The organism is Bradyrhizobium barranii subsp. barranii, assembly GCF_017565645.3.
GTDB lineage: Bacteria > Pseudomonadota > Alphaproteobacteria > Rhizobiales > Xanthobacteraceae > Bradyrhizobium > Bradyrhizobium barranii.
Genome location: NZ_CP086136.1, coordinates 2,130,485 through 2,154,900, shown reverse-complemented (window position 1 = coordinate 2,154,900; position 24,416 = coordinate 2,130,485). Strand labels below are relative to the sequence as shown.

Below are 24,416 nucleotides of genomic sequence, written 5' to 3'. Positions count from 1 at the left end.
GCAGAGCTCCATAAACCGCTCTCAACATAGTCTTTGGTCCGGTGTCAGCATTTGCGACAGATCAATCCGAGATAACTTAAATCGGCCGTCGGCTTTCCCGACGGCAGTCTCAGCCGCGCCCTCAACTCCAGCTCAACCTCGACCGGCTCCTTGTCGCAACCGATCAGCGACACCGTGGCCCGCGACCAAGTGGACATGCGCGGAATTTCGATCGGCCAAGCGCTGCAGCCAACGCGATCTTCAGGTCGCGCAGTTCGTACGGGTCGTGCGGGCCGCGCCGCATGTCGAGGCCTTATTAAAATATTCGGATCGCCTCGGCGTCGGTCGTTCGAAAATCCCACGCTGCGGAGAACGGCGCGAGAAAAAGGCAGTTTCATAAAGGCCCCTCCTCTCATGTAGACGCATCACGACCTTCTGAGGTTGCGAGAACTCGACGACCGGCTCGCTTCCGCACCTGAAACCGGGCTGGAGGCGCTTCGGGCGCGCGGTCGCGTCCTGCTCATCTGCGAGGCACTTGCCGAGCATGGCCGTTACTTCGACGCAGGAGTTTCTGCATGAGATTTACCGAAATCAACCTGTTCGGTGTCTACGTTGCGCCGGTCTCAATCTTGATGATCGGAGCCTGGATCATCACCGTCATACTCCGTCGGATCGCTAACCGCGCGGGTTTGCTGCGGCATGTCTGGCATCCCGCGCTGTTCGTGTTTGCCGTGTACATCATGGTTCTCGCGTCCTCGATCCTGATCCTTGCCGAGTGAGTTGTCATGACCGTAGCTGAAGTCACATCAAAGCGTACCGAAACGGGCGACGACCACGACAAGACCGCCCCGTCGCCTCCGCCGGAATCGCGCGCTGTCAGGCAGCGCATAACGATGGGTCCATTTCTGATCACGCTGGCAGCGGTCGTGCTTGCCGGGCTGCTCGGTTGGAAGATGTGGGACGCCTACATGGGAGCACCGTGGACGCGCGACGCGACCGTGCGCGCCTATGTGGTGACGATGGCCCCCGAGGTCGCCGGGCGCATCGTCGAGCTACATGTGGTCGACAACAAATACGTTCACAGGGGTGATCTGCTGCTGGTGATCGATCCCACCAACTACAGGATCGCGGTCAGCCAATCCGAGGCAGCGGTGCAGCAGGCGCAGGCGAACGTGCATAGCATCGACGCTCAAATGAACGTCCAGCAGGCACAGATCAATGCAAGCAAGGCACAATTACGGCTGGGGCGCGCCGCGCTCGTATTTGCACAGCAACAGGCCCAACGTTACCAAAAACTGGCGAAGGACGGTTATGGCACCGTTCAGAATGCCGAGCAGTTTACGTCCCAGCTGCATCAGCAGGAGGCGACGGTGCAGTCTGCGCAGGACAGCCTCAATCAGGCGCTGCGGCAGGTCGAGACGCTGAAAGCGCAGCGCCTGAGTGCCGAGGCAGGTCTTGCGCAAGCCAAAGCCCAGCTCAACCAGGCGCAGGTGAACCTCGAACGCACGCGCATTCTCGCTCCCGTCGACGGTTACGTGACGAACTTGCTGGCGCAGCTTGGCGACTACATCAATGTCGGCGTAAACACCATTTCTCTTGTCGACGCCGATTCATTCTGGGTCGACGGATATTTCGAGGAGACGAACCTTGCTCCTATCCGCGTGGGCGATCCGACTCAAATCAAGCTGATGGGTCACGCTCAAATCGTGCGTGGTCACGTCGACAGCATCGCCCGCGCAATCAACGTCGCGAACGCGCAGCCCCAACGGTCAAGGCGTTGCGACCGTCAATCCCATATTCACGTGGGTACGCCTGGCCCAACGCATCCCGGTTCGCATCCATATCGATGAGGTGCCCCCGGGCGTCGTGCTCACGGCCGGCATGACTGCCACGATTGAGATAGACGATCGAGGTCGTGCCTCAACCAGGTGAGGCACAGGCCTGTTGGGTCAACGGCTAGAACAACGTGGGCAGCCACGCAGCAATCCACCACCGAACCAAGGAGACAGACAGGTGGCTTTATCTACCGAATCGCAGTCTTGGTTGTCGTGCGAGGCAGTAGGGTGACCACTCTGATCGCGCAGATGTCCGATTTGCTCGCCCCAATATCCAAATCTACGACGCGCGCATAGCCGGCCCCAATGGGTCTGCACGCGGTATCTCGTTGGTGTGAACGGTGCAGAAACAAAGGCAGTGGCGGAGAGAGTGTCAGTCAATCCCCATTGATATATAAACTGTTTTTCATTCTAGCATGTGGGAACCTACGGTCTTGGCTACCAGCCAATGGCCCATCCGATGGTAGCTCATCCACGTTCTAAGCCTGTCAGGCAGGGTATGCCGTTCGATCCAGGTCGCCGTGCCCGCGAGGATCCGCATGCCCTGAATGGCGGTCCACTCCCGCTCCGTGTCCAAACAAGATGGAGAATATACAAGCCGGGTAGCTTCCAAAAATGTTCGCCACGAACGAGCTCGTTCGGCGGGACGCTGATCAGTCAACGGGCCGTGACGTGCTTCGAAGTGGCTAGTCGGTTCGACCTCTCTCACCCCGCGCTTTTAACTTCGCGAACCGCCGCTCCTAACCGCATGGCTCGCAGCGGCTGCGAACCGACCAGGGCGAGCGCCATAAACCTTCGTATCGGTCCGTGCCCCCTTTAGATGCCCGACGTTTACCAACGTTCAGTTGAACCGCTGATCGCAATCGTCTTGGCTAGGGCATGCGGTAGCGCTCCCGCTATCGCTGCCCTCCTTGGGCGTTTCCTCCCTAGACTTGGGCCGCTTGTGGCAACGCAGGCGGCCTTTCTTTCGAGCGCTGACGGGGTCTCTTTGAAGTCCACGGCCCGCGAGGCCTCCTAACTCAATGCTGCCTTATGCCCTCCGCAGGGCTTCGTCCGGTTGAATTATCTCCCTACATCGATAACGCACTTGCGCCTCTCTTTGGAGTTGCGTCACTTCCTCCCTTCCTCGGCCCTGCGGCCCGGCCTAAGACATATGCCCTCCTAGTTCCGCTTAGTTCAGTCCAGACTCAGAGCAGCGGAACGGGCGAATGAAAAAGGGACGATGCAATTTGTCCGGGATGCGGAGCCGGATTTCGCAGGCTCGAATTTATCTTCCAGGAGAGCGGAGAGCTCGCGCTACTCGAAACTCACCTCTTTCCGTACTCGGTGAAAACGTAGTCGCGGTTCTGCACCACCGTGTGGCATGCGAACCCGCACTTTGCGTCGTTTTCCTGCGGCGGACTATCCGCTAAGGTGGCGGGCCTGAACGCGTCGGACGCCGCGTCATACTCGAACGCGCCCCATCCCCATCCGCCGCTGTCCGCGAACCTCTTGCTGTCCTTCACCATGAAATCAACATCATGCTGAGTACCTGGCACGGTTGGCTGACCGGGGTAGGCTTCTTGCTTCTTCGGGTTCCAATGAATTTTCGCCATCTTGGCGCCGTCTGGGAAAGGCTTGCCGTTGTCAGGCACGCCTTGCTTGTAGGCGTCGATCATTGCCGCATTCCCCACGATCACCGCGACCTTGCCTCCGTTCTCACTGATCGCGATCACTGGCCAGTCCTCGTATCCCCTAAACTCAGAGAAGGCGAGCCCATTCGGTACCTGCACAGTGTACTTGTCCTGTGCGGAAATCGCGACACCAGCCGCCAAGACCGCGATCGACAGCGAAATACTTAGACTGATCAGCGTGGCTCTTTTCATTGTCGCTTCTCCCTCACACGGTTTAGCGGCAGATGACGATCGACAAGGACTGCGCCGACCGTTTCTCACGAAGAGCATGATTAGAGCATGGATTTGCGCGTTGCGAAATGGGTCCGATGCAACGGTGCATGGCCGCTGTGGGTCAAAAGCAGTCGATGCCGACTATGCCGGGCGATTTGTGTTTTACCCTCGGAAGCTGGCGTTATGAGCGCACGCCCCTCGCCTTCTCAAGATCGTTGAGGAGTGAAAGGAGACCAACAACTTGCACTTCCTGTCGCCGCGGACCTCGCGGGATTTGGCGGAGCGAATCGAGCGCGCAATGCGGGCCGAGCAGACAGACATCCGAACAGCAGCACTGACGGGGTACGCGGGACGCGGATAGAAAAAAAGCCTGTTCGCAGGAGGGAGGCGCGCCTCACTGCGGCCAATCCTTGTAGAGCGTGATGCCGAGCATGATCAGTGAGCCGACTGCGACCGCCAACGGGCAGATAAACGGCAGCTCTTCCAGCACGCCAATAACGACCGCCCGGACGCGGAGAGTTCTCTTCATATGCGCAAAGCGCGAGCCTGCCGCACCCATCGGACATCTCCGGTTGGCCCCCAGCAGCAGCTGGTCTCACTCTTCAGCACGAAGCGATCTCCGGCTATTGCCCCTTCGGATGTATCCCTAGATCAAGGTGAAGGAACCCTTGCAAGTCTCACGTCCGCTTTGCTCACAGAGGCGACGTTGAAGCCGACATGACTGCATGTTGGCCTTGGGCCAATAGGTGACATTCGAAACGACAGAGACCGCCATCTAGCCGGCCTCTGGAATTAGTGAATCTTAATTTCCTCCAAGGGAAGCCGCAACTCCACAGCGCGCTCCTCTCGGTCCTTCTTGCGGAACTCCACTTCTCGCCGCTCGAATTTAATTAGCTCCTTCCGAACTTCCTCCAAGAGATGGTCTCGCGGCGTCATTCCTTGTTGGTTATGCTGCGTCATCACTTGCTCCCGAACTAACGCCACAAATTACAGAAATCTGGAATCGCGGAAAGGTTCATTGCCATAGATTGCGGATTTATGACGGCATCGCGCCCATAGAATGTCGTCTTTTGATTTGTCCTTATGGCGGTTCATTGGGGCGACTGACCCAAGCATCCTTCGGTTTCCAAACATGGGGGTGACCACATCGCGGGCATTTGAGAGGGATTGCAATATCGGGCAAAGTTTCAAAAATGACAGTTTTCGCGCCAAATCCAGTCGGTACAATCCGCCCCGTACCGGGACAGTGGAAGGAATGATGCGAACCGAACGTCCGTTGAGGGTTATCGCGTCGCTTTTTCAATCGGTCAGCTACTTCCGGTCTGCCTTTGATTTCAGACCTGACGCTCCACAGCGCTGACTGACGGGATGAGATGGGCCACTTGCTGCCGCGAGCAGATGCGGCGAACTATCTTATGAGACCGGACAATGGTTGATTGGAGGGTTGCGGCCGAAAAGAAGCACGACGTTGGGACGCCCTACATGCCGCCGATAACGCGCCGCTTGAGATGTCGGATCGATCCGAAGCAGAGCCCCTACACCTCCATGGAAGGGACCTCTCGTCTCCGAGCGCAAGTAACTAACCGCCGACGAACGTGACCGTCTCGTCGAGCGGGGCGCGGCCCGTACGGGCGTAACTCACCGTGGGGTCCACGTACCCGATCGACATGCCGCAGAAGAGGATGAGCCCGTCCGAGGGTGACAGGACCTCCGCGACCGTCTCGCGAACTTGCGACCACGCCATCTGTGGGCAGCTGTGCAGCCCTTCGGCGCGGAGCAGCAGCATGACGGTCTGCAGATACATGCCGACGTCGGCCCATTGGGGCCGGCCCAGGTCGCGGTCGATGTAGCAGAACAGGGCGGCGGCCGCGCCGAAACAGTTCCAGTTGCCGATGGCCGCCCGCTGGCGCGCCTCCCAGTCCTCGCGCGCAATGCCGAGCGCGCTGTAGCGCTCCTTGCCAAAGGCGGATCGGCGCTCCCCGTACGGGGACTTCAGCGCGGGCGGGTACATCTCGTACTGCCGCTCGTCCCAGGGGTCGCCGTGGCACACGCGCTCGACGGCGCGCGTCTTGAGCTCGGACAGCGGCGCGCCGGTCAACACGTAGATGTTCCACGGCTGGATGTTCGATCCGGACGGCGACCAAGCCGCGGCGGACAGCACGCGCTCAAGCACCTCCCTCGACACAGGCTCGTCTTTGAATCCGCGTACCGCCCGTCGGCTTGTGACTGCCTCATATACATCCATGATGTTCGCCTCCCTGCCGTTGGGCATCCGTTTCGTTCAAACGCATGCGGTCGTCTGGTTCGGCCCTAACCCAATAAGCGGTCAGTACTCCCAGGGGCCCGGTACCCAACGAAAGACGTCGCCGTCGACTGCCACATGGCAGACGGATGGGAACGAAAGGTGAGTGGCCACCAGCGACTCGCGGTTCGCCGCCAGCTCCCGCAAAAGACGGACCCGGACGCGGGCCGCCTCCTCCGGATCGTGTTCGAAGCCGTTGTACCAGTCGGGATGCTCGAACCCGACCTGGAACACGGCGTCGCCGGCGAACGTCAGCCGGTCGCTGCCGGATGCCAGACGGACCACGCTGTGCCCGGGGGTGTGGCCGCCGGTGCGTGTGACGAGCACCCCCGGCACCACTTCGTGCTGTTCCTCGAACGTCCGCAACTGACTCTCGTACTCTTTCAAGAACCGCTTGGCCGTCCGCCGAAGCGCGTCCGGGAACCCCGGCGGCATGGAGACGTGGGAGAAATCGGGCGACTCCCAGAACTTGGTTTCGGCGGCCGCCACGTGGACCCGCAGTTCCGGACGCAGCCGCTCCCTCACTCCGTCGATGAGCAACCCGCCAACGTGGTCCATGTGCAGGTGGGTGAGCACCACGTCGGTCACGGATGCGAGATCGATGCCGGCGGCCTCCAATCGTTGGACCGTGTGCCCGGCCCGTGGCAAGTCCGGAAACTCCGCTCCCATCCCCGCGTCGACGAGTATGGTCCGGTCGCCGCTACGCACCACGACAACGTTCAGCGCCCACTCGAGCACATCCACCGGCAGAAACATGTCCTCCAGCCAGGCCGCCCGGACGGCCGGATCAACGTTGTGGCCCAACATCGCGCCTGGCAGCGATAGCACCCCATCGCTGACCACCAGCACGTCAATGTTACCGACCTTCAGCGCGTAGCGCGACGGAACCAACTCGGGCTCCGGTCGACCGTGGATGTACTTCTCGCTTACCTTGTCGGCGCAGGATTTGACCGAGGGATGTGGGGTGTTGCCCAAGCTCGTGTTTGTGTCCAGGCTCATATTTGTCTCCTGTTGTTCGCCTTACCTTTCGTGGACTTGCGTTGCCGTAACAATCACTGCGCGGGCACGACCGCCGGGGCACCTTTGTCCTTGATCATGAGCACCAGGAATTTCGCCGGCTGGGTGCTGCTCGCGTTCCGGTCGACGACATGAACATCAGCAGGGCCTTCATAGAAGGACTGTCCCGGTGTCAGTGTCACCGGTTGTCCACCCTTCAGCTGCATCACGACGGAGCCCTCCAGCACGTATACAAACGCATGTGCATTGTGTCGGTGGATAGTGCTCGACCCGCCGGGCGCATGCTCGACAATGATCATCAGAGCTTCCCTTCCAGGATTCTCCGGAAGATCCTTAGACATGAGTGACGTGACCTTGGGCTCCTGAGCCACGGCCGTGCCGATCATGAGGCACAGAAGAACCAACGCAACGAGTTTGATCGTCATGGTCGCCTCTTTTCTTCGTTGCCGGGGATCCGCTCGCGACAGACTGGGCTTGCCTCCGATGTGGGATCAGGCTTTTGCTTGCGAGCGGCGAAGCCATTCGTCCAGACCGATGCGCCCGAGGCGCGCCTCGCCGAGTGGCACCAGCGATTTCTCCTCGACCCGACCGCCGCCATACCGCGCCTCGGGGTCGCTCACGACCTCGCGCGGGTCGCCGATCGCCTTCAGATAGCGGGCGACGATTTCGTTGAACGGTGCTCGTTCCGGGCCGGCGATCTCGACGATGCCATTTCGCGGCGCCGCGAGCGCCACTTCGGCGACGTTGGCAGCAACGTCGTCCGCCGCGATGGGTTGGAACAGGACCGGCGGGAGCCTGACTCTGTTTCCAACTGCGCTTAGATCGGCAATGCCGCGAAGGAATTCCAGGAACTGGGTCGAACGGACGATGGTGTATGGGATACCGGAGGACTTGATCAATTTCTCCTGGGCGACCTTGGCGCGGAAATAGCCATTGTCTGTCCGGTCGATTGCGACGATTGATAGTGCGACATGGTGCCGGACGTTCGCTGCCGCCTCCGCCGCGAGAAGGTTACGGCCAGACGTCTCGAAGAATTCCAGCACCGCCTTGTCTTCAAATGAGGGCGAATTGGCGAGGTCGACCACCACCTCCGCGCCGGCCGTTGACTCCTTGAGACCCTCGCCGGTGATGGTGTTGATACCGCTGTTGGGCGAGGCGGCGAGGACTTCGTGGCCACCCTGACGCAGAATCGCGACGGTCTTCGAGCCGATCAGGCCGGTGCCGCCGATGACGACGATCTTCATGATCACCCTCCCTTGTTAACGACTGGAAGGCGGAAAGTGAGAGTGCCGCGAGTTTTCGGTCCGCATTCTAGGTGCCCAGAATTACGGGTTCTTTCCCGAAGCAGCTGTGCTTTGCCTGATCCTGCTGCAAGCTTCCGAATGCGATATTTTATTCTGTGCCGGATTTTTTGGTCAGGCTCGCTGAACGATGCACTGGCACATTCGCATCCGGGCGTTGAAATCACTCTGAAAATCATCCTACCACAGGGCTCTCACCAACAGCCGCGCATCCCCTTCCGAGTCTAGACCGCCGCTCGCCGATCCCGGATAATGGGCGGCGACCTCGCGGCGAGACGAGTGATTTGTCCGATCCAACCCGACGGATGGGCCGGCCCAATGACATTAGTAAGTATGTACGGACAGAAGCTCGGGCAGACGTTGCATCTGAAGGACGCGCCCTCGCTGATCACGCGCTCCCTGCGTAGCGCCGAACTCGCGGTTACCGAAACTCGAGATGACAACCCCCTGCCGGGTCTTTCCGGCTCGTTTCCTTCCGAGGATGCCTATCTCGTCAGCCTCAAGTTTCGCGATTACGAAAATGTCTCGGTTGTTGTGTCGCCGGGGCCCGCCAGAGCGGCGGATGATTACCGGAAGGCGACCTCGCTGAAATCGATCGAGACCAGCAGCATGTCCGTGATGGGCCTGCGATCAGGACCGCGCGCGTAGGCGCGCCGTATGCTCGGCAGACGAATGCCATCCGCTTCGATATAGCCAAATGTGAGTTGGGCGGCCGGAAGACCTCCCGCGATGTTCACACTGTAATCGTGACGGCGCAGCATCATGTCCTCGCCGAAAAAGAAGTCCTGGACCGCGCAGTGGGTTTCCATCCAGCCGGGGAAGTAGGCGCGCAGCACGCGCCATGGCTCTGCCCCGTCCCGCCAGGCATCGGTCTCTTCGACACGGACCAGGAATGGCGTCGTGAGATAGGTCCACACGGCTTCGCCGTTGAAGTAGGCGCGGTGCAGGGGATCCCAGGGCGTGTGCATCTGGTGTCCGGCAAAGGAATCCCGGGGCGCGTAGCGCTCGGCGACCAACGCACCGTCAAGCTTTTCGATGGCGATCCGGTCCGGCGTGAACATCGTGCGCTGATCGGAAGCTCCGAAAGGCGTGATGGAAGAGCGCTCCTCGTGCAGCCACACAGTCATGCGCCGCGGATTGCGATCCTGCATCAGGCCTTTCAGCGGGAAGAGGCCACCACCGGTGACGATGGTGGCCTCAACCTTGCTGTGTCGCCGCCAGCGTTCCAGACCGCCGTGCGCTTCGAGGACTTGGCCAAGCAACGTGCTCATGGATACCTCATGTCTTCAGGATGGACGGATCGACCGGCATCTTGCGCAGCCGCTTGCCCGTCGCCGCAAAGATCGCATTGCTGATCGCAGGGCACGATCCTCGACGTCCCCGTTTCGCCCAAGGAGTCTCGCCGCCTGACTCTACACCGCAGCAAATGCATCGCTGTTTCGACCGCCCTCGCGCGAGCCGACCGCAATCGCGGCATCGTAGCTTGCGCCGAAAATTCAGCGCGTACCTCCCCCGGTGCGGACAGACGGCAATGTGCGGGGGCGGCCATTACGCCAACCTTTTGTATGTCAGACGCGCAGCGCACTTATTCAGTCCGATCTTTGATCTAGAATCCACTCGAGCGGGCGCGGACGGAAGTCAAGCTCGCGCCTGGCTTTCTCGTTCGAAGCGCCCCTAAGCCTCGTCGCGTAATAGACTGCGTCGCGGCCTGACGCCCGAAGCGCCTCTTCTTCGCTGACGCGAGGTGGCGCAGGTGCTCCTGCAGCACGCGCGAACGCCGTCAACCACAAGTGCTGAGGCGACGGGTTTCCGTCGACGATGTTGTACGCTCCCGGCGGACAGTCCAGCGCGGCAGCGGTCGCCCCAGCCGCATCGTCAATATGCACGAAGCTGTAGACGCCCTGGCCCTCACCGATAATCGGAACCTGCTGTTGCCGCACCTGATCACCAATATCGCCCTCGCGCGGGTACCAGGTGCCGGGGCCGTAGAAGAACTCATTCACCTGTGAGTCGATTTCTCCAGATAGAACGTACGCAAAGACGAAAGCCGATTTTGCATGGGCGTGCGAAGCCGACGCTCCCCCCCGGCACTGGTCAACGAATTGGACGAACAGTGATTTGCCGGGAATATTGGATATCGCCAGATTGAAGTACGGCGTGACAGTTTCGCCGTCTTCAGCAGCAGCAGGCATTGCGGTCGCTATGGCGACAGCAGCGCACGGAATCTGATATTCATTGTACTCGTTCTCCTTTGCTTCTCTTGCGGCCACGCCGCCGCCACGCCACGCACCTGAACTCGCCCCGCCTCATGTCAGCGCCACGTTGGAAAGCATCGTGTTGGCAAATACTAGCATTCCGGAAGGGGGAGCGGGTGCGGCATTTGCTGCACGACCAATGTCCGAATCGGGTCAAAAAGCGAAGAACTCAGAGTGAGCAAATCCAGTCCGCTCCGCCCCACTAAGCGGACCTCAGTGAGGAGTTTGTCACTTCGCATTTGGGCCAATACCGACCATGAGTTCACTTTCGCCGACTACCATCCCTGACGAACCTGGGGCATCACAGGGAGGTCGCGCGCTAATCGCGGATCACTTCGATGGCCGAGCGCTGGGGCCCTGGTTCAACAAGCTGCGCCGAGCAAGGATCGCTGAATTTGGCGGCGTGCCGTTCGCAAGTGGAGTAAAATCGTCAAGGCGAGCGGCAAACATCAGGCGTTAGAGCCCTGTGCGTGAGTGGGTTCGAGAGTTCCGCGAGTATGTGCGAGCCTACCGGCCTATGTCTCGGCCAACCTTTTGTGGGTCAGAGCGACGCATCGCAGTTCACTAGTCTAGGAGCGGGCTTGTAAACGAGGAGGCCGAACATGACTGCAATCTCCTCTTCACCGACCCGGCGCAGCCTCCTCGCAGGGGCAGCCGCAACTGGTGCCGTCAACTTGCTTCCAATACATTTCGTCGCCGCACGCGCGCAATCGAAGCAAGGAGGGTCCCCGTTTGGTACGACCAAAGCCGACGCAATTCTTCCCTTCCGCGTCAATGTCCGGGGTGAAGACCTCGCCAATCTCCGCCGGCGCCTCGCGTCCACGCGCTGGCCCACCAAAGAGCTCGTTGAGGATCGGTCGCAGGGTGTGCAGCTGGCGACGCTGCGGGCGCTCGCCCGCTACTGGTCGACTGAGTACGACTGGCGCAAGTGCGAGGCACGGCTGAACGCGCTGCCACAGTTCACGACCGTGGTCGACGGGGTGAAGATCCATTTCGTCCACGTCAAGTCCCGGCATGAGAACGCGCTGCCGCTGATCATGACGCACGGTTGGCCTGGCTCGGTCATCGAGCTCCTCGATACCGTCGGTCCCCTGACTGACCCGACCAAGTATGGTGGCACTCCCGACGATGCATTCGACCTGGTGCTGCCGTCCTTGCCTGGCTACGGTTTCTCGGGTGAGCCGACCGAACTCGGCTGGGACACCGCCCGCATCGCGCGTGCGTGGGCGGTGCTGATGGATCGCCTCGGCTACACGCGCTACGTCGCCCAGGGTGGCGACGTAGGAGCGGCAGTAACGGATGCGATGGGGCGCCAGGCACCCAAGGGACTTCTCGGCATCCACGTCAACTTGCTCGCGGGTGTGGCGGCAATGTCCGACAAGCTGCCCGCGGAATCCGAGAAGGAACGCGCGGCGCAGAAGGCGGCCGCGACGTTTAGGGCGAGTGGCTTTGGCTACTTCCTGGAGCAGTCGACGCGGCCACAGACGATCGGCTACTCCCTGCTGGATTCACCCCTCGGGCTCGCGAGCTGGATGCTCGACCATGACACGGACAGCTACTACAAGATTTCGCAAGCGTTCGTGGAGGGTAAGCCCGCGGGCAATCTCACCCGGGACAGCATCCTCACATCACGCTGTACTGGCTGACGGGCACTGGGGCCTCGGCCGCACGGTGGTACTGGGAGGCCGGACAGGCCGCAGCCCGTGCGGCCGGCAAGTCTCCTCCTGCGGTCGCGGTTCCCGTGGGATTTTCGACGTTCCCCGGCGAAATCTTTGCTGCGCCCCGAAGTTGGGTCGAGATTATGTACCCCGGCCTCGCCTACTTCAGCGAGGTCGAACGTGGCGGACATTTCGCCGCCTGGGAGGAGCCGAAACTGTTTTCAGATGAGGTACGCGCAGCCTTCAGATCATTGCGCAAATAACGGACCAGAGGCTCGACGCCAACGATGTTGAGCACCCGCGATTGTAGGTCAGCGCACACCGCGCCATCTCCGTGGCGACCTTCGGCAGCGTCTTGCACAGGAAGTTCGCCAGGCTAGGCGGCAGGAATGCATGCTTGCAAATTCTAACAGCGGGCGTCCGGCTCAAGTCAACTGAAACAAGTTTGTTGCGGGGACTAGGGCGCGACGAAGTGAAGGGCAAAGGCAGCCGCGACACAGAGCGCGACGGCAATGGAGGCGGACCACCATTTAGCGGGGTAGCCACCGAATGTAATTCCAACCAAGGCTGCGCCTAACACCCATCTGATCAAGGCCACGGGGTTGCTCCGCGTCATGTCCTATCAATATGCGCTTGGAGTCGCCCCGTTTCCAGCCCGTCCGGCTGCCATAATCAAACCGACCCACTACCCAAAAGCTGCCCTCAGCCGGTGCACTGCCCATCGTCAGCTTCGGGTCAAGCTCTGAAGTCGGCGGGTCCATGGTAGATGGTCTGCTCTGCCACTGTGAGCGGACATCACCGGATCCGCGGTTCAGGTCCGCGAAGGGTCACATCCGGACTCATGCAGCGCAACAAGATACGCACTCAGCCGATCACTTTGTCAGTGCGCGCGAGTACCATCGGTAGTCGAACCTTGCAATTCGATTCGAATTGCGCGGCGCTTCATTCGGCTAACTTTGTGCGTCGGCGCCAAGTTCGAGGCTATGTCCTGCGATTGGGCTGAATCTTGGCCTCCAGGCTCTGCGCATCACCGGCTCCAACGGTCCGATCTCAGGCGCCAATACTAGTTCAACACTCTCACCAGATCATCAGCCTCGCGCAGATCGCGGGAAGTTTCCGCGGATGCGAATTTCGCCCGGGTCGATATTAGCAGGTCTCGTGCCTCAGTGCGTCCGGATGCGCTCTCGCCTGCGCTGACCAGGCGCGCGATGCTGATCGCCGTGCGCAATTCCCAACCGACCGCCCCGAACTTCCTGGCAGTGGCAAGCGAGCGCTTGAACAAGCGCATGGCGGCCCGGTCGTCCCGCGATGGATCGCGACACAGCAGCGAGCCGTGGATCCGGTAGATCTCGGGAGCTGCCCAGCGCTCGCCGGTTTGCTTCACCAGGGCCTCAGCCGAGGCAGCGAAGTTTCGAGCCCTGCCCATCTGCCCGATCCGTCCGAATTCCGTGGCAAGCAGAATTCGATAGAGCGGCATCTGGATGCACCGGTTCTCGGCGGGCAGCTTATCGAGCAGGCCGCATAGCTTCTCGAGCGCGTCCGGCGCGGGGCCTCGTGCCGCCAACGCTGCGGTTGCCCACAATGGACCGATGACCCGGTACATCGGATAGCCATACTCGTCAGCGACCTTCAGACCACGCTTCACGCTGGCAAGGTTCTCCGCAAGGTCACCCTCATACCAGTGATCGGCGACGCCGAGAATGGAGGCAAAAGCCACCATGAACGGATGTCCGATCTCGTTCGCAAGCTGCCGCGCCGTCACGCAGCACTCTCTGGCCCGGCCGGGCCGGCCCAACAGCCATTCAATGTGTCCGGAATAGACGAGCGATACAATTAATGGATCATGCTGATAGATCTGGACCAGCTTGCCGTGCTCGCGCGGATTGTAGCGAGCGCTGACCAGAGCCGCGAGCTCACTCGCCTGCTGCAAACGACCGAGGAAGAAATTGGCGATCACGGCGGCGGTGTAGGCCATGAGGGCGGCCTCGTCGTTGCGCCACTCTTCTGCCCGCCGGACGAAATTTTCCGCGTGTTCGAGGCCCTTGGTGAGCTCGCAGTTGACCAGCTTGGCTATGGTACTTCCCCACAGCACCGTCGCCTTCTCGCGAATGGTGCCATGGCTCGCGCAAAGCTCGAGTGCACGACTGTAGGGGCCATAGACGTTCGGGTCGGACCATCCGGCGTTGGCCGTGTACGCCATCGCCAGATTGGATTGCAGTCCGATTTCAGCCTCGAAGCGCCGTGGCGACGCCGGCATCTTGGATATCAGCGAGAGGCCTTCGCGAAGGTGAGCCACGGCTTCCTTGGTGGCAGATCTGCGCAGCGCGGATTTTCCAGCCTGGAGCCAGGCCTCGATCGCCTCCGGAATGTTGCCTGCGCGCGCATAATGATAGCCTAATACCGCCGGCTGGCCGCTTTCTTCAATGGAGGCTTCCTGGAGCAGCCACGATGCCACGCGCGCATGGAGTTCACGCCTTTCCTCCATGAGCAACGAGGAGTAGGCGACTTCCTGTATCATCGCATGTTTGAACGTGAAGACCTCGCCTTGAGGTTCCTTGCTGCGATACACGATCCCCGCTCTCTCGAGAGCTCGCAACGCCTGTGGCAGCGTTTGGCTCTTATCCGGAAACACGTTGAAAATGCCTTCATAGTCGAAACGCCTTCCGAAAACGGAGGCGATCTGGGCGACGCGCTTGGCAGGACCGAGACGATCAAGGCGCTCCATCAGGGAATCGTGAATACTTGACGGCACCAGGGGTTCCGGCAACTTCGGCACTGGGCTTTCGGCGGCCGGCGGGACCGCACCGGCATCGACGACGGCCCGCGTGAACTCCTCGACAAAGAGTGGCACGCCGTCGGTCCTTTCCACGATCTGGCTGGTAATCTGGCGCGGCACGAAATCGCTGCCCGCGACGGCTGCGACCATCTGCTCGCATTCATGCGCTGCCAGCTTCCGGAGGGGGATCCGTCTAATTGCCGTGCTTGGCAACCAGTCGGCCTTGTAATCATCGCGATGCGTGATCAGGACCATGATCCGCTCGCCAGGACAGCGAGCCATCACGCGTACCAGCAGTTCGATGGTGGTCGGGTCCATCCACTGGACGTCCTCGACGATCCCGAGGATCGGCTGCTTGCGCGAGGCGGCGACAAGAGCGTCGACGAACACCTGAAACGCGCGCTCGCGCTCCAGGGGAGATCCGAAATCCGCGGGCTCGTATCCCGCGCATGCGGGAATCGATAGCACCGCCCCGTAGTAACGAAGCGCCTGCTTGAGATCGGTGACGGCGCTCGCCAACAGCGCTTGCAGTTTTGCCAGCGCGAGTTCCGCGTTGTCGGTCTCGTGGATGCCAGTCGCGCGTATGAGGCGCTCGATCTCCGGGGCAAGCGGCGTGTTGATGTGGAACGGTGAACATTGCAGCGACAGAACATCACGCGGAGACGCTCCGAGCGAACTGCGGAACTGGCGGATCAAACGTGACTTGCCGATGCCGGGCTCGCCGGAGATGACGCCAACTTGTCCCGAGCCGGCGAGAGTCTGCTGCCACATCTCGGCAAGTAACGCACTTTCGCTGGTTCGATTTATCATCGGGGCAAGAGGCGACCTCCGCGCGCGGTCGAACCTGCTTTCGTTTGACCCAAGCGCCTCTGCACGCCAAGCCTCGACCGGCTCCTCCACGCCCTTGAGAGCTTGTCGGCCAAGCGGCGCATAGCTGAAGGTTCTGCGGGTCAGATCGTAAGTGCTCGAGCCGACTACGATACCGTTCTCACTCGCGAGTCCTTGCAGGCGGGCAGCGACATGCGCCGTACTGCCGAACACTTCCCGTCGATCGGGGGGCTCGCCGGGCACGCTGCCGACGACGACGACCCCGGTGTTGACCCCGATGCGCACGCCCAGGCGAACGAAGCTGCCGTCCGACAGCAGAAACTTGTGTTCCTTGATCGCCCCGGCAATCGCCAGAGAGGCGCGGACCGCGCGCTCAGGATCATTTTCATGGGCTTGCGGGACGCCAAAAAATGCGAGCAGCCCGTCACCAATCATTCTGGCGATATGACCGCCGTAGCGGCGAATCTGTTCGTCGCAGATATCGCGGTAAGTTCTGATAATCGCGAAGAACTCCTCGGGATCGATCCGCTCGCTCAGGGGTGTCGAACCGACAATGTCGATAAATGTCACGGTGAGCTGGCGGCGTTCGGCATGCGGAGCCTCATTCTCGACATTCGGCGGCCCCTGTGTCCGCTGAAGTCCGCCCAAACGATCGGGCTTCGGCTCGCTGCTCATGACCCACCAAGTTCACTTTCCGCCGTACCCGCCGCGAGGCAAGATAGACGGCGAGCCGCATCCAGTTGACGCTGCCGAGCGGCCCGTGCCCAGGCAGACAGTTCCAGGGATTGAATACCATGTGCTCGCAGTCGTACAGCGCATTCTGCGTCAAACTCTTGAAATGGCAGTGCTTCCTGGGCGCACTTTAGGACGGGTCCATGGCCGCGAAGCGTCCCCGACGTCATCCGACGTGACGGCGTGCCGTACCCTTTTGGAGAAATCGAACACGACGTCATCGCCGCCTTGTTGCGTGCGCGGGTGCGGATCCCCCACAAGCGATTCCTGAAGAAAGCTTTTCGATGGGCCCAAAACGCAGACGTCCACCATCTGATGTCCTCATTCGACCACCGGGAGGACCGACCAAATAGCGCACTACTTTGTGCTCGCCGATCTCGGCTTCGGGTCACAAGCGGCGGTCGAGGCAAGCGCGGCCCCGCGTCCGGTCCGCCGCCGATAGTCGACATCGCAATAGCCTCGGTCTTGTGCGGCTAAGGGCCACGAACAGACATGGCCTCACCTGTCGCGTTAGCGCCGAGCTCTGACCGCTGCTGTCCTAATAAACCAGGCTAGTGCCGGGCGGCTTCTCTAGCGCGGCGGCCAACGACCGGTACTCCTCGCAGCCAGTCCCGCAAATGGATGCAATCCGGCCGAGATGATAGAGCGCTTGCTCGCGGTTGCCCCGCTCGAGCTGCCACAGTCCATAATACTGCCACGTCAGCACGTGGTTCGGATCGGCCTTGAGCGCGCGCTCGTACCAGACCTGCGACTGCTCGTAGTCACCGAGCTTGCGGTAGGAGTAGCCGATGAGGTTGGCGACGTTTGGATTGTCGTCGTGGCCGAGCGTTTTCAATTGCTCAATCGCAGAGGCATAGTCAGTGCGGTCGTAGATCGCCGAATAAGCTGCGCGATACCCATGAGCAAAGGCGGGGGCGTCGAACAGGGACTGCTTGGCTTTTTTGGCCTTGGGCGCGTGAGTGGCCTTGGCGCCCGACCGCTTCGGGTATGACGAAGGCGGATAAGCGGAGCGTTGCCCCATCCCGCTATAGTCTGCATCGCTGCCACCTGGCTCAGTGCCCGGGGCCGCAACAGCCGAAGTGACCGAGAACGCACCGATCAGCGCAATCGAACACGTTGCCAGCGTCGCAATCCTGATCATCAAGTTGGCCATAGAAGCCTCCTGCAAGCAAGCTACGCCTTCGAGCTCCCACTCCAGCCGAACATGTTAACTCCGGCTTATCTCAAACATTCCTGGAATGGTACTTAGAAAAACGAGATTTGGTGTGACAGCAATGTTGTCTTATGAGCCGATCAATGTCCGCAGCGGGTCAAAAGCTGACGGTGTCCGACCAAGAGACGGCTGTCTCCTGCCGCTCGATAAGCAGACATGTAGCTTAGCTTCCAGACCTTTTCTCGCTATCGCTCAGGCGCATCAGCGAGGTGCGTCTCGAGCGTTGTGGTAGCAAAGAACTTTCTGAACTGGATATTTGCCCATTGCGACGACGTATCGCCGCTTTGGGTTTATAGTGCGCTCGGAGGGCGTTCGCATTTTCTGCAATTTCAACAATTTACCAGAATGGGCTTCGAGATAGGTGCACTTCCTGCGCTCAAGTACCTTTCAACACAAGGGTTCGAGCATTAGCCCGATCATTGTTGGATACCGGTTTCGAGCTGTTGCGAAACGGCCCCTACACGAGGTGCGACAGGTGCGGCTCGACTTTCGCACGTAATCTCGTGGGGCGGCTTGTTGGGGGGTAACGAAAGTTGTCCACTGCGGCGACGAGCATAAGAGGCCCTTGCTCAGGACCCGAGGCCAGCGCCTTGAGAAACCAGAAATCATTGCCATCCACGTCAATGGATAAGACGCCCACTTTCAGGAATTTCTTACGGATGAAGTCGAGATTGTCCAATGTGAGGAACTTCTGGACCAACTCGATGCGAGATGGCCAAAGTGCGCGAGCATCTTCCACTTGCCTGGTGGTTCCGTCGATCAGCAAGCCCGACCAATCAGGTCTTCTGGCGAGTTCGATGCAATTGAACTCAATCGGATGAAACCCGAACTCTATGAAGGTTTTGACGGAATTTTTCATCATATCCGAAAGGATTGCACACTCATCGGCTTGCGATTTGCCCGACGGATCAACCGCTATTTTTGAAAATCAGAAGTCGCGGGTGCGGCGGTGACCTGAGTTAAATGTCACCGGGTGCTCTTGAGAAATGACTCGACGCCTAACTCTCGATTGCGGAATCGCTTGCCTTGCCTCAACTGACAGGTATCCTGCTCGATACAGCGAGCATCCTCTATTAGTGCCCGGCAGCCATGAAGGAATTCCAGCTCGGCATTCTCTTCGTCCACGGGATCGGCACCCAGCCGGCGCGCGATACGCTGGTTCGCTGGGGCGACGCGCTGCTCAAGGTCATCAGGCGGGCAACGGCGGAGGATCCAGGCCGCACCACGTCGTTCGTGACCCGGGCGGATCGCGGCGACCGGTCAGGCGACAAGCCCGCCGAGGCGGTCGTCGAGTTTCGCTGCAAGGACAGGGTTGACGGCGAAAAATGGCTCATCGCCGAAGGCTGGTGGGCGGAGAGCTTTCCTTTGCCGACTTATTCGGAGCTCGTGTCATGGAGTCTTCGCGCGGTGCCGTGGGCCATCGCGCTGCACATTGCGCAACGATTCTGGCAGTGCAATCCGAAGGCGTCCAGGATTGCATTTTCATTGGCGTTCGCAGACGCCGTTCTACGACTGCTCATTGCCATGGCATTGATGCCGATCCTGATGGTCCTGCCGGCCTTGACGCTGATCCTAGGCCTGGTTCCGCAACTGCGGTCCCTGATGCTGTCAGCCCAAACCCTGCTCCTGGGCACGATCGGAGACAGCCTTGCCTTCGTCGAGAGCCCGCTGCGCGCCGCGCTCATACGCGCCCCGATTCTGGACGGTCTCGCGCGACTGAAGGACCGCTGCGAACGCACCGTGATCGTTGCGCACTCGCAGGGCGCGGCTGTCACCCTCGATGCGCTCGGCGGCATCGTCGACCGTGACGAAACGGCCGAAAGCATGGGGCCGTCCAAGAGCTCCCCGCTCCCCGATGCGCTGGTGACGTTCGGGTCGGGGGTCAACCAGCTCGTCAGTCTGAAGGTCCTCGCGGCCGGAGCCCTGGAGAAAGACTCAGGTATCAACGCGGCGTCCGTGGCTGCCATGACGACACTGGGCGTAATCGCATTGCTCGTTATGCTCTTCGCGGGCTCTCACTCGCACGCCATCAGCATCGGACAGTTGGTCCAGGCCTCTTTGGTCATGGCGGGGGCTGGCGTCCTGGGCCTGGCGCTCGGTTATATCCTGAGGCTGCTCGACGGCGTGCGGGACGGGGTCAAGAAGACCGCCAAATGGACGGCCATGATCCTCGTCACCGTGCTTCTGACATTCGTCAGCATCTATTTCAGGAAAGCGTACCAGGCCGTCATGAACCTGCCGGTTGCTCAGGTCGGCCTCCTCGGTGTTCTCCTGGCGAGCTTGGTCTATGCGATGCGAACGATCCTGTCGCCCATCACACAGGCTGCGGTGACAAGTCCGGTGCGTTACCCCAGGGGATTGTCCCGGTGGCTCGATATCTACGCGTCAAAGGATCCGGTGCCGAACGGACCGACCAGGATCGAAAAGGCAAACGCCAATTTGACATCGGTGCAGGTCTGGAATCGCGGCGCGGCCCTGTCCGACCATACGACCTACTGGGAAAACCTGGACGGATTTGTGCTCCGGGTGGCGCGCGTGTGCGCCGAGACGGCCGGGAGCCGATGGCAGGACAAGCTCGCGCCTTCAACGCAGGAAACGTGGCGCGATCAGTGCGCCGCGCGACGGGTCCGCATTCTGCGGTGGACACTACGGCTCAACCTGGTGCCCTGGGCAGTCATCTTTTTCGTCCTCTGGAGACGATACGGCACGCGCCTGCCCGTACCCTTCAGCCTTCCCTCATGGTTCTGGGACTGGGGTTCCGGGGTCGAGCAGTTCATCACGCTCGCAGGTTCGGTCGTCCTGGGGGCATGGATCACGGCCGGCCTCCTGCGTTGGCGCTGGAGCGCCTGGGTGCATGCGGATCAGGAGGCCGTGCTGGCTCGAAAGTCGGCGGAGGATGTTGGCGAGCGAGCCGACCCGTTCAGCGGCCAGATGATCATCCTCTGGCTGCTCGGCTGGCTGGCTGTTTCGCTCGCTCTTGGCCTGGAGGCCGAAGCGACCTCGCTGCTTTCCGATCCCGGCGCCTGGCTGTTGGCATCGGGCATGCTCATTCCAATTTGGGCCTTTGCTGCTCAAACGTCCTCAGTCGTAGACTGGCTGTTGCCGGTGCCGAAGCAACCGTGTTCGGATGACGAGCGTGCCGGGCCCACGGCGACGGACGGAACGGCGTCTCCTGCCTGAGCGGGCAGCAGCGCCCGCCAGCGAAGCGCGCGAGCAGTTCGTCACCGGCTGTGAATGCAAAGGCGCGGCACGGGGATCAAACGTTTCACGCCGACGTTCTTACCCCGCGACGCGGGATTCCACAGGAGCGAGCGATGAAAACGGAGCGTCAAAAAAATGCTCGCCGGCGAGCTCTATTTTGCGCCGCCGTCCCTCTCGCTTGCCCAAGCGCCATACCATCGATCTGACATTTCAATGGCGCTATCGGTTACCTGCTTGGTTGCGGTCAGCACTCGACTTACACTCCCAGAAGCTCGTGCTACTAATCTCGCCTCCGACTTCATTGCGCTCCGGCTGTTGCGACGCGAGGGATGATGGCCAAGCTGATCCCGATGCCTAGCCTAGAGCCGGCATAGAAGCCGGTAAAGCCGTTGGCCGCATCGGCGCTCGCGCCAATACATCGGATTACTGCCGCCTCTTTCAACGGAATCGGCCAGAAGCGGATTTATACGCGCGGCAATCGGCCTGCTACTCGATCACCTCGTCGGCGCGCACCAGCAACTCTGGAGACACTGCAATGCCGATCGCTTTTGCGGCGCGCTGGGGGGCCGCGATCAACCGTTCCCTGGTTCTCAGCCGGCGGGCGTATATACCGTCTCCACCTGCCACGAACCGGGAGGCTGGCTGTGCAGTTGCCAGAACTCTTCGGCAACGGCATTGGCGTCTTTGCTGTTCATGACGAGGCCTGCGACGGTAACGGTCGCGACGTGGACGCCGTTTTCCTGGAGCGGCTTGAAGATGCCTTGCGCCAGCGCGCGAATACCGGCCTTCCCGATGCTCAGAGAGAGATAATCCGGGTGCGGCTGAAGGGCGAAGCCACCGCCTGTGAACAAGATGGAACCTGAGCCGCGTGCGATCATGTTAGGCGCCGCAGCTTGCGCAGCGACCATCGCGCCACCGATATTGACGGCGAGATCATAGTTGAACGTATCGCGCGGTTGATCTGCCAACGTGGCCTTTCGCAGCGAGGCCGCATTGAAGTGGAGAACATCTATTCCGGTGAACTCGCTTTCAACCTGCGATACGAGCGCTGCGACGCTCGACGGTTCAGCCGCATCGACCGTGCGCACGCCGACCTTATGACCCTTCGCCTCGAGTTGCCCCGCAAGCTCCTTTGTCTTGGTCTCATTCCGAGCGCTCAAGATGACCCGGAATCCTTCGCTGGCAAACCGCTCGGCTGTCGCCAAGCCCATACCCGGACCAGTGCCAATGCTAAGAAACGTCTTCATGATCTACCTCCTCGATAATGGGACAACCCCACGTGTTCATCTTCGGTCGACGCAAGGAAGCGCTCGAGGTGCCACGTTTCAACGCGGCCGGCGAATCGAAACGCCTGCTCACCAAAAGGTTGCGTCGCACTTCGCTGAGCGCGCATTGCCAATTACACCTCAAGCGGCGGAGCGGGTTGTTGATAGGGTCTCAATGAGAATTCGGACGAATTCTTCCGGACACTCCAGCGAAGCAATATGTCCGGTGTCCTTTAGGACAATCATCTTCGCACGCTTGATCCAAGCCCGGTTCGCTTCGCGCTCGGCCGGGCGTGACCAATCATGATCGCCATAGACAAGCGTCACCGGGACGTCGATTCGACCGTAATACGATCTCGCCGCGACGTAGCTCGGAAGGCCTTTATAAACGCCACGTGCAACGGTGGAATAGCCCGGCCGTCTGCCACCCTTCACTAACTCGTCGATGAAGTCCGGCGGCAGGCTGCGCGGGTCACGAAAGCCGCCTTTCAGGATACCAGCCAGACTGGCCCGGCTCTCCATAGCGGCGAAAATCGGCCCGATGAGGGGCGCACGAACGTTTTTAATAATGACCGACGCGAGGAGGTTCGCCCGCTCCACGCCCGGCAAATAGTCGTAGGCATTGAAGGCGACGACCTGTTTCACGCGATCACCAAGCACCGCTGCCGTCGTCAATGCCAGTGTGGCGCCCAACGACTCGCCAGCCAGAGTGACGTCGCGCAGGTCGAGCCGTTCGATGAAATTGACGATATGCTCTCGCATCGCCGGTTCTCGATAATCGGCGCTCGGAACGATTTCCGACCAGCCAAATCCCGGATAGTCGAACGCGTATACGGTAAAGTGATCGGTGAGTTTTGGGATCACCCGTTGAAACAAGTCGAGCTGTGTACGGATCGAATGCAGCAGCACCAACGCCGGGCCCTGGCCGGCCCGCAAATAGCGGACCTTTGGACCGGTGGGGGTTAACGACAGAAACTCCGGTTTCTGATCAGGCCACCAGCGGAGCGTATAGTCGAACTCATTTTGACTAACCATGATCGTTCTCGTTCGCTAAGTCTGAAGTCGAGTCGACCGCAGTGCATCATTATGATCGTTCGCCAAGTACCGCGGCGGGGGAATGCGCTGCTTGAACGGGTAATTGCTGCCGGTCGGCAGGTCCGCGGTCCGCGCATCGTGATCGGTCACGCTGTCCTCGCCTGGAGTACCTCGGCGAATGTGCGGGCAAAGCTATGGGTGTCGCCGGGCCAGCGTGCCGAGACATAATTTTCATCCCGCACCACCCAGGCAGGGCGATCGTTCGTCAACGTGTCGCGCGATGTGCCGCTTGTCTTTCGCTTGAAGTCGGGATCACTCTCGGGAACGTCGATGAAATCCGCAGAACTCGCGAGTGCGCGGGTAACCTCCTGCTGCACGGACATGTATCCTTTGGGTTGCCCCGCCGCCTCAGTGTACGTGCGATAATAGTCGCGGTCCCAGAAACGTCCGACATGAGCGAGAGCACTACCCTTGCGTTCCAGTGCCCAAGGGAGCGCCGTGGTCTTTCTTCCATATAGCACGGACCGGCCATCGACCCGCTTGCTGCGGGCGGCCAGCAGCACGCCATGACAGATCGCGGCCACCGGCTTTTCATCGGCGAAGAACTCGGCGGTGATCCGCTGAAGAACAGAACTTTCGAGATATTCGCGCATGCCGCGCGCCCGGTGTCCACCGCCGAGCAGCAGAGCGTCGAAGTCCTTTGACGCAACCCGGTCCCAGCGTATCGGGCCGTCGAAGGCCGGATCGCGCAACATCTCGGTATACGCATTCCGGGCATCAGCATTGGCGCTCAGCAGGAGGCCCAGGATACGGATATTGCGGAGCACCGGGATGCCGCTCCAGGGGTCTAGTCCGATACCAGAGAGCATGATCGGGTCGCAGGAGCCCGGCCTGCCGTCGGGCGTCACGAAAACGACCCGATGGCCGTGCTGGGTCAGTATTTTCCAGCTCACCGCGACTTCCGTGGGATCGAAATCGCGGCTGGGGATCGGGAGTAGAATGGAGCTCACTACGAGAGTCCTTTCGATGAGAAGCTGTTGGCCACCCGTGGCTTGAGATCGAGTGCTCGCGCTACAAGGCACGGCGCGACATCGACCACGCGGCGCTACGCCATCTCTCGACGACGTGGATCA

17 protein-coding genes and 2 pseudogenes are annotated in these 24,416 nt (G+C 60.7%); 4 read left to right on the top strand and 15 right to left on the bottom strand.

Annotated elements, in window-relative coordinates:
* Positions 1 to 44: 44 nt before the first annotated feature.
* Positions 45 to 197, bottom strand: a complete 153-nt coding sequence (locus J4G43_RS10520) for a hypothetical protein (RefSeq protein WP_208084740.1) — start codon at positions 195 to 197, stop codon at positions 45 to 47.
* Between the two features lie 357 nt (positions 198 to 554).
* Here J4G43_RS10520 and J4G43_RS10515 point away from each other — a divergent pair, with 357 nt between their 5' ends.
* Together J4G43_RS10515 and J4G43_RS10510 are read left to right on the top strand one after the other, a co-directional pair.
* On the top strand, positions 555 to 758 hold the full coding sequence (locus tag J4G43_RS10515) for a DUF1656 domain-containing protein (RefSeq protein ID WP_208084739.1): 204 nt from the start codon (positions 555 to 557) through the stop codon (positions 756 to 758).
* Positions 759 to 764: 6 nt separating this feature from the next.
* Positions 765 to 1,829, top strand: coding sequence for an HlyD family secretion protein (locus J4G43_RS10510; protein WP_208084738.1), 1,065 nt, complete (start codon positions 765 to 767; stop codon positions 1,827 to 1,829).
* A gap of 1,292 nt (positions 1,830 to 3,121) precedes the next feature.
* Here J4G43_RS10510 and J4G43_RS10505 read toward each other — a convergent pair.
* The 8 genes and pseudogenes from J4G43_RS10505 to J4G43_RS10465 form a co-directional block, all read right to left on the bottom strand.
* Positions 3,122 to 3,679, bottom strand: coding sequence for a cytochrome P460 family protein (locus J4G43_RS10505; RefSeq protein WP_208084737.1), 558 nt, complete (start codon positions 3,677 to 3,679; stop codon positions 3,122 to 3,124).
* A 415-nt stretch (positions 3,680 to 4,094) separates the two neighbouring features.
* Positions 4,095 to 4,259, bottom strand: a complete 165-nt coding sequence (locus J4G43_RS10500) for a hypothetical protein (RefSeq protein ID WP_208084736.1) — start codon at positions 4,257 to 4,259, stop codon at positions 4,095 to 4,097.
* Between the two features lie 1,020 nt (positions 4,260 to 5,279).
* Positions 5,280 to 5,945 carry a nitroreductase gene (locus J4G43_RS10495; RefSeq protein ID WP_208084735.1) on the bottom strand — a complete coding sequence of 222 codons (666 nt, stop codon included), beginning with the start codon at positions 5,943 to 5,945 and terminating at the stop codon, positions 5,280 to 5,282.
* An 81-nt stretch (positions 5,946 to 6,026) separates the two neighbouring features.
* On the bottom strand, positions 6,027 to 7,001 hold the full coding sequence (locus tag J4G43_RS10490) for an MBL fold metallo-hydrolase (protein ID WP_208084734.1): 975 nt from the start codon (positions 6,999 to 7,001) through the stop codon (positions 6,027 to 6,029).
* A gap of 53 nt (positions 7,002 to 7,054) precedes the next feature.
* Positions 7,055 to 7,444: a cupin domain-containing protein gene (locus J4G43_RS10485; protein ID WP_208084733.1), complete on the bottom strand. Its 390-nt coding sequence runs from the start codon at positions 7,442 to 7,444 to the stop codon at positions 7,055 to 7,057.
* Between the two features lie 66 nt (positions 7,445 to 7,510).
* Positions 7,511 to 8,263: an SDR family oxidoreductase gene (locus tag J4G43_RS10480; RefSeq protein WP_208084732.1), complete on the bottom strand. Its 753-nt coding sequence runs from the start codon at positions 8,261 to 8,263 to the stop codon at positions 7,511 to 7,513.
* Positions 8,264 to 8,886: 623 nt separating this feature from the next.
* Positions 8,887 to 9,591: a hypothetical protein gene (locus J4G43_RS10470; protein ID WP_208084731.1), complete on the bottom strand. Its 705-nt coding sequence runs from the start codon at positions 9,589 to 9,591 to the stop codon at positions 8,887 to 8,889.
* Positions 9,592 to 10,287: 696 nt separating this feature from the next.
* Positions 10,288 to 10,512, bottom strand: a pseudogene (locus J4G43_RS10465) (cupin domain-containing protein); the annotation flags it as partial.
* Positions 10,513 to 11,177: 665 nt separating this feature from the next.
* Between J4G43_RS10465 and J4G43_RS10460 the strand changes: the two are divergent.
* Positions 11,178 to 12,496 (top strand): annotated as a pseudogene (locus J4G43_RS10460) (epoxide hydrolase family protein).
* Between the two features lie 800 nt (positions 12,497 to 13,296).
* Here the strand turns inward: J4G43_RS10460 and J4G43_RS10455 are convergent.
* The 3 genes from J4G43_RS10455 to J4G43_RS10445 form a co-directional block, all read right to left on the bottom strand.
* Positions 13,297 to 16,512: an ATP-binding protein gene (locus tag J4G43_RS10455; RefSeq protein WP_208084729.1), complete on the bottom strand. Its 3,216-nt coding sequence runs from the start codon at positions 16,510 to 16,512 to the stop codon at positions 13,297 to 13,299.
* 595 nt (positions 16,513 to 17,107) lie between these two features.
* On the bottom strand, positions 17,108 to 17,722 hold the full coding sequence (locus tag J4G43_RS10450) for a tetratricopeptide repeat protein (RefSeq protein WP_208084728.1): 615 nt from the start codon (positions 17,720 to 17,722) through the stop codon (positions 17,108 to 17,110).
* Positions 17,723 to 18,239: 517 nt separating this feature from the next.
* Entirely contained in the window at positions 18,240 to 18,641 is a 402-nt protein-coding gene (locus J4G43_RS10445; protein WP_208084727.1) for a hypothetical protein, read from the bottom strand.
* Positions 18,642 to 18,871: 230 nt separating this feature from the next.
* On the opposite strand from J4G43_RS10445, the gene J4G43_RS10440 reads away from it, so the two are divergent.
* Entirely contained in the window at positions 18,872 to 20,962 is a 2,091-nt protein-coding gene (locus J4G43_RS10440) for a hypothetical protein (RefSeq protein WP_208084726.1), read from the top strand.
* A gap of 611 nt (positions 20,963 to 21,573) precedes the next feature.
* Here the strand turns inward: J4G43_RS10440 and J4G43_RS10435 are convergent.
* From J4G43_RS10435 to J4G43_RS10425, 3 genes are all read right to left on the bottom strand, one after another.
* Complete coding sequence (locus J4G43_RS10435) at positions 21,574 to 22,230, bottom strand: SDR family NAD(P)-dependent oxidoreductase (RefSeq protein ID WP_208084725.1); 657 nt, start codon at positions 22,228 to 22,230, stop codon at positions 21,574 to 21,576.
* Positions 22,231 to 22,389: 159 nt separating this feature from the next.
* A complete protein-coding gene (locus J4G43_RS10430) occupies positions 22,390 to 23,283 on the bottom strand; it encodes an alpha/beta fold hydrolase (protein WP_208084724.1) in 894 nt (297 codons plus the stop codon).
* A gap of 146 nt (positions 23,284 to 23,429) precedes the next feature.
* Positions 23,430 to 24,236, bottom strand: a complete 807-nt coding sequence (locus J4G43_RS10425) for a type 1 glutamine amidotransferase domain-containing protein (RefSeq protein ID WP_249814833.1) — start codon at positions 24,234 to 24,236, stop codon at positions 23,430 to 23,432.
* Positions 24,237 to 24,416 lie beyond the last annotated feature (180 nt).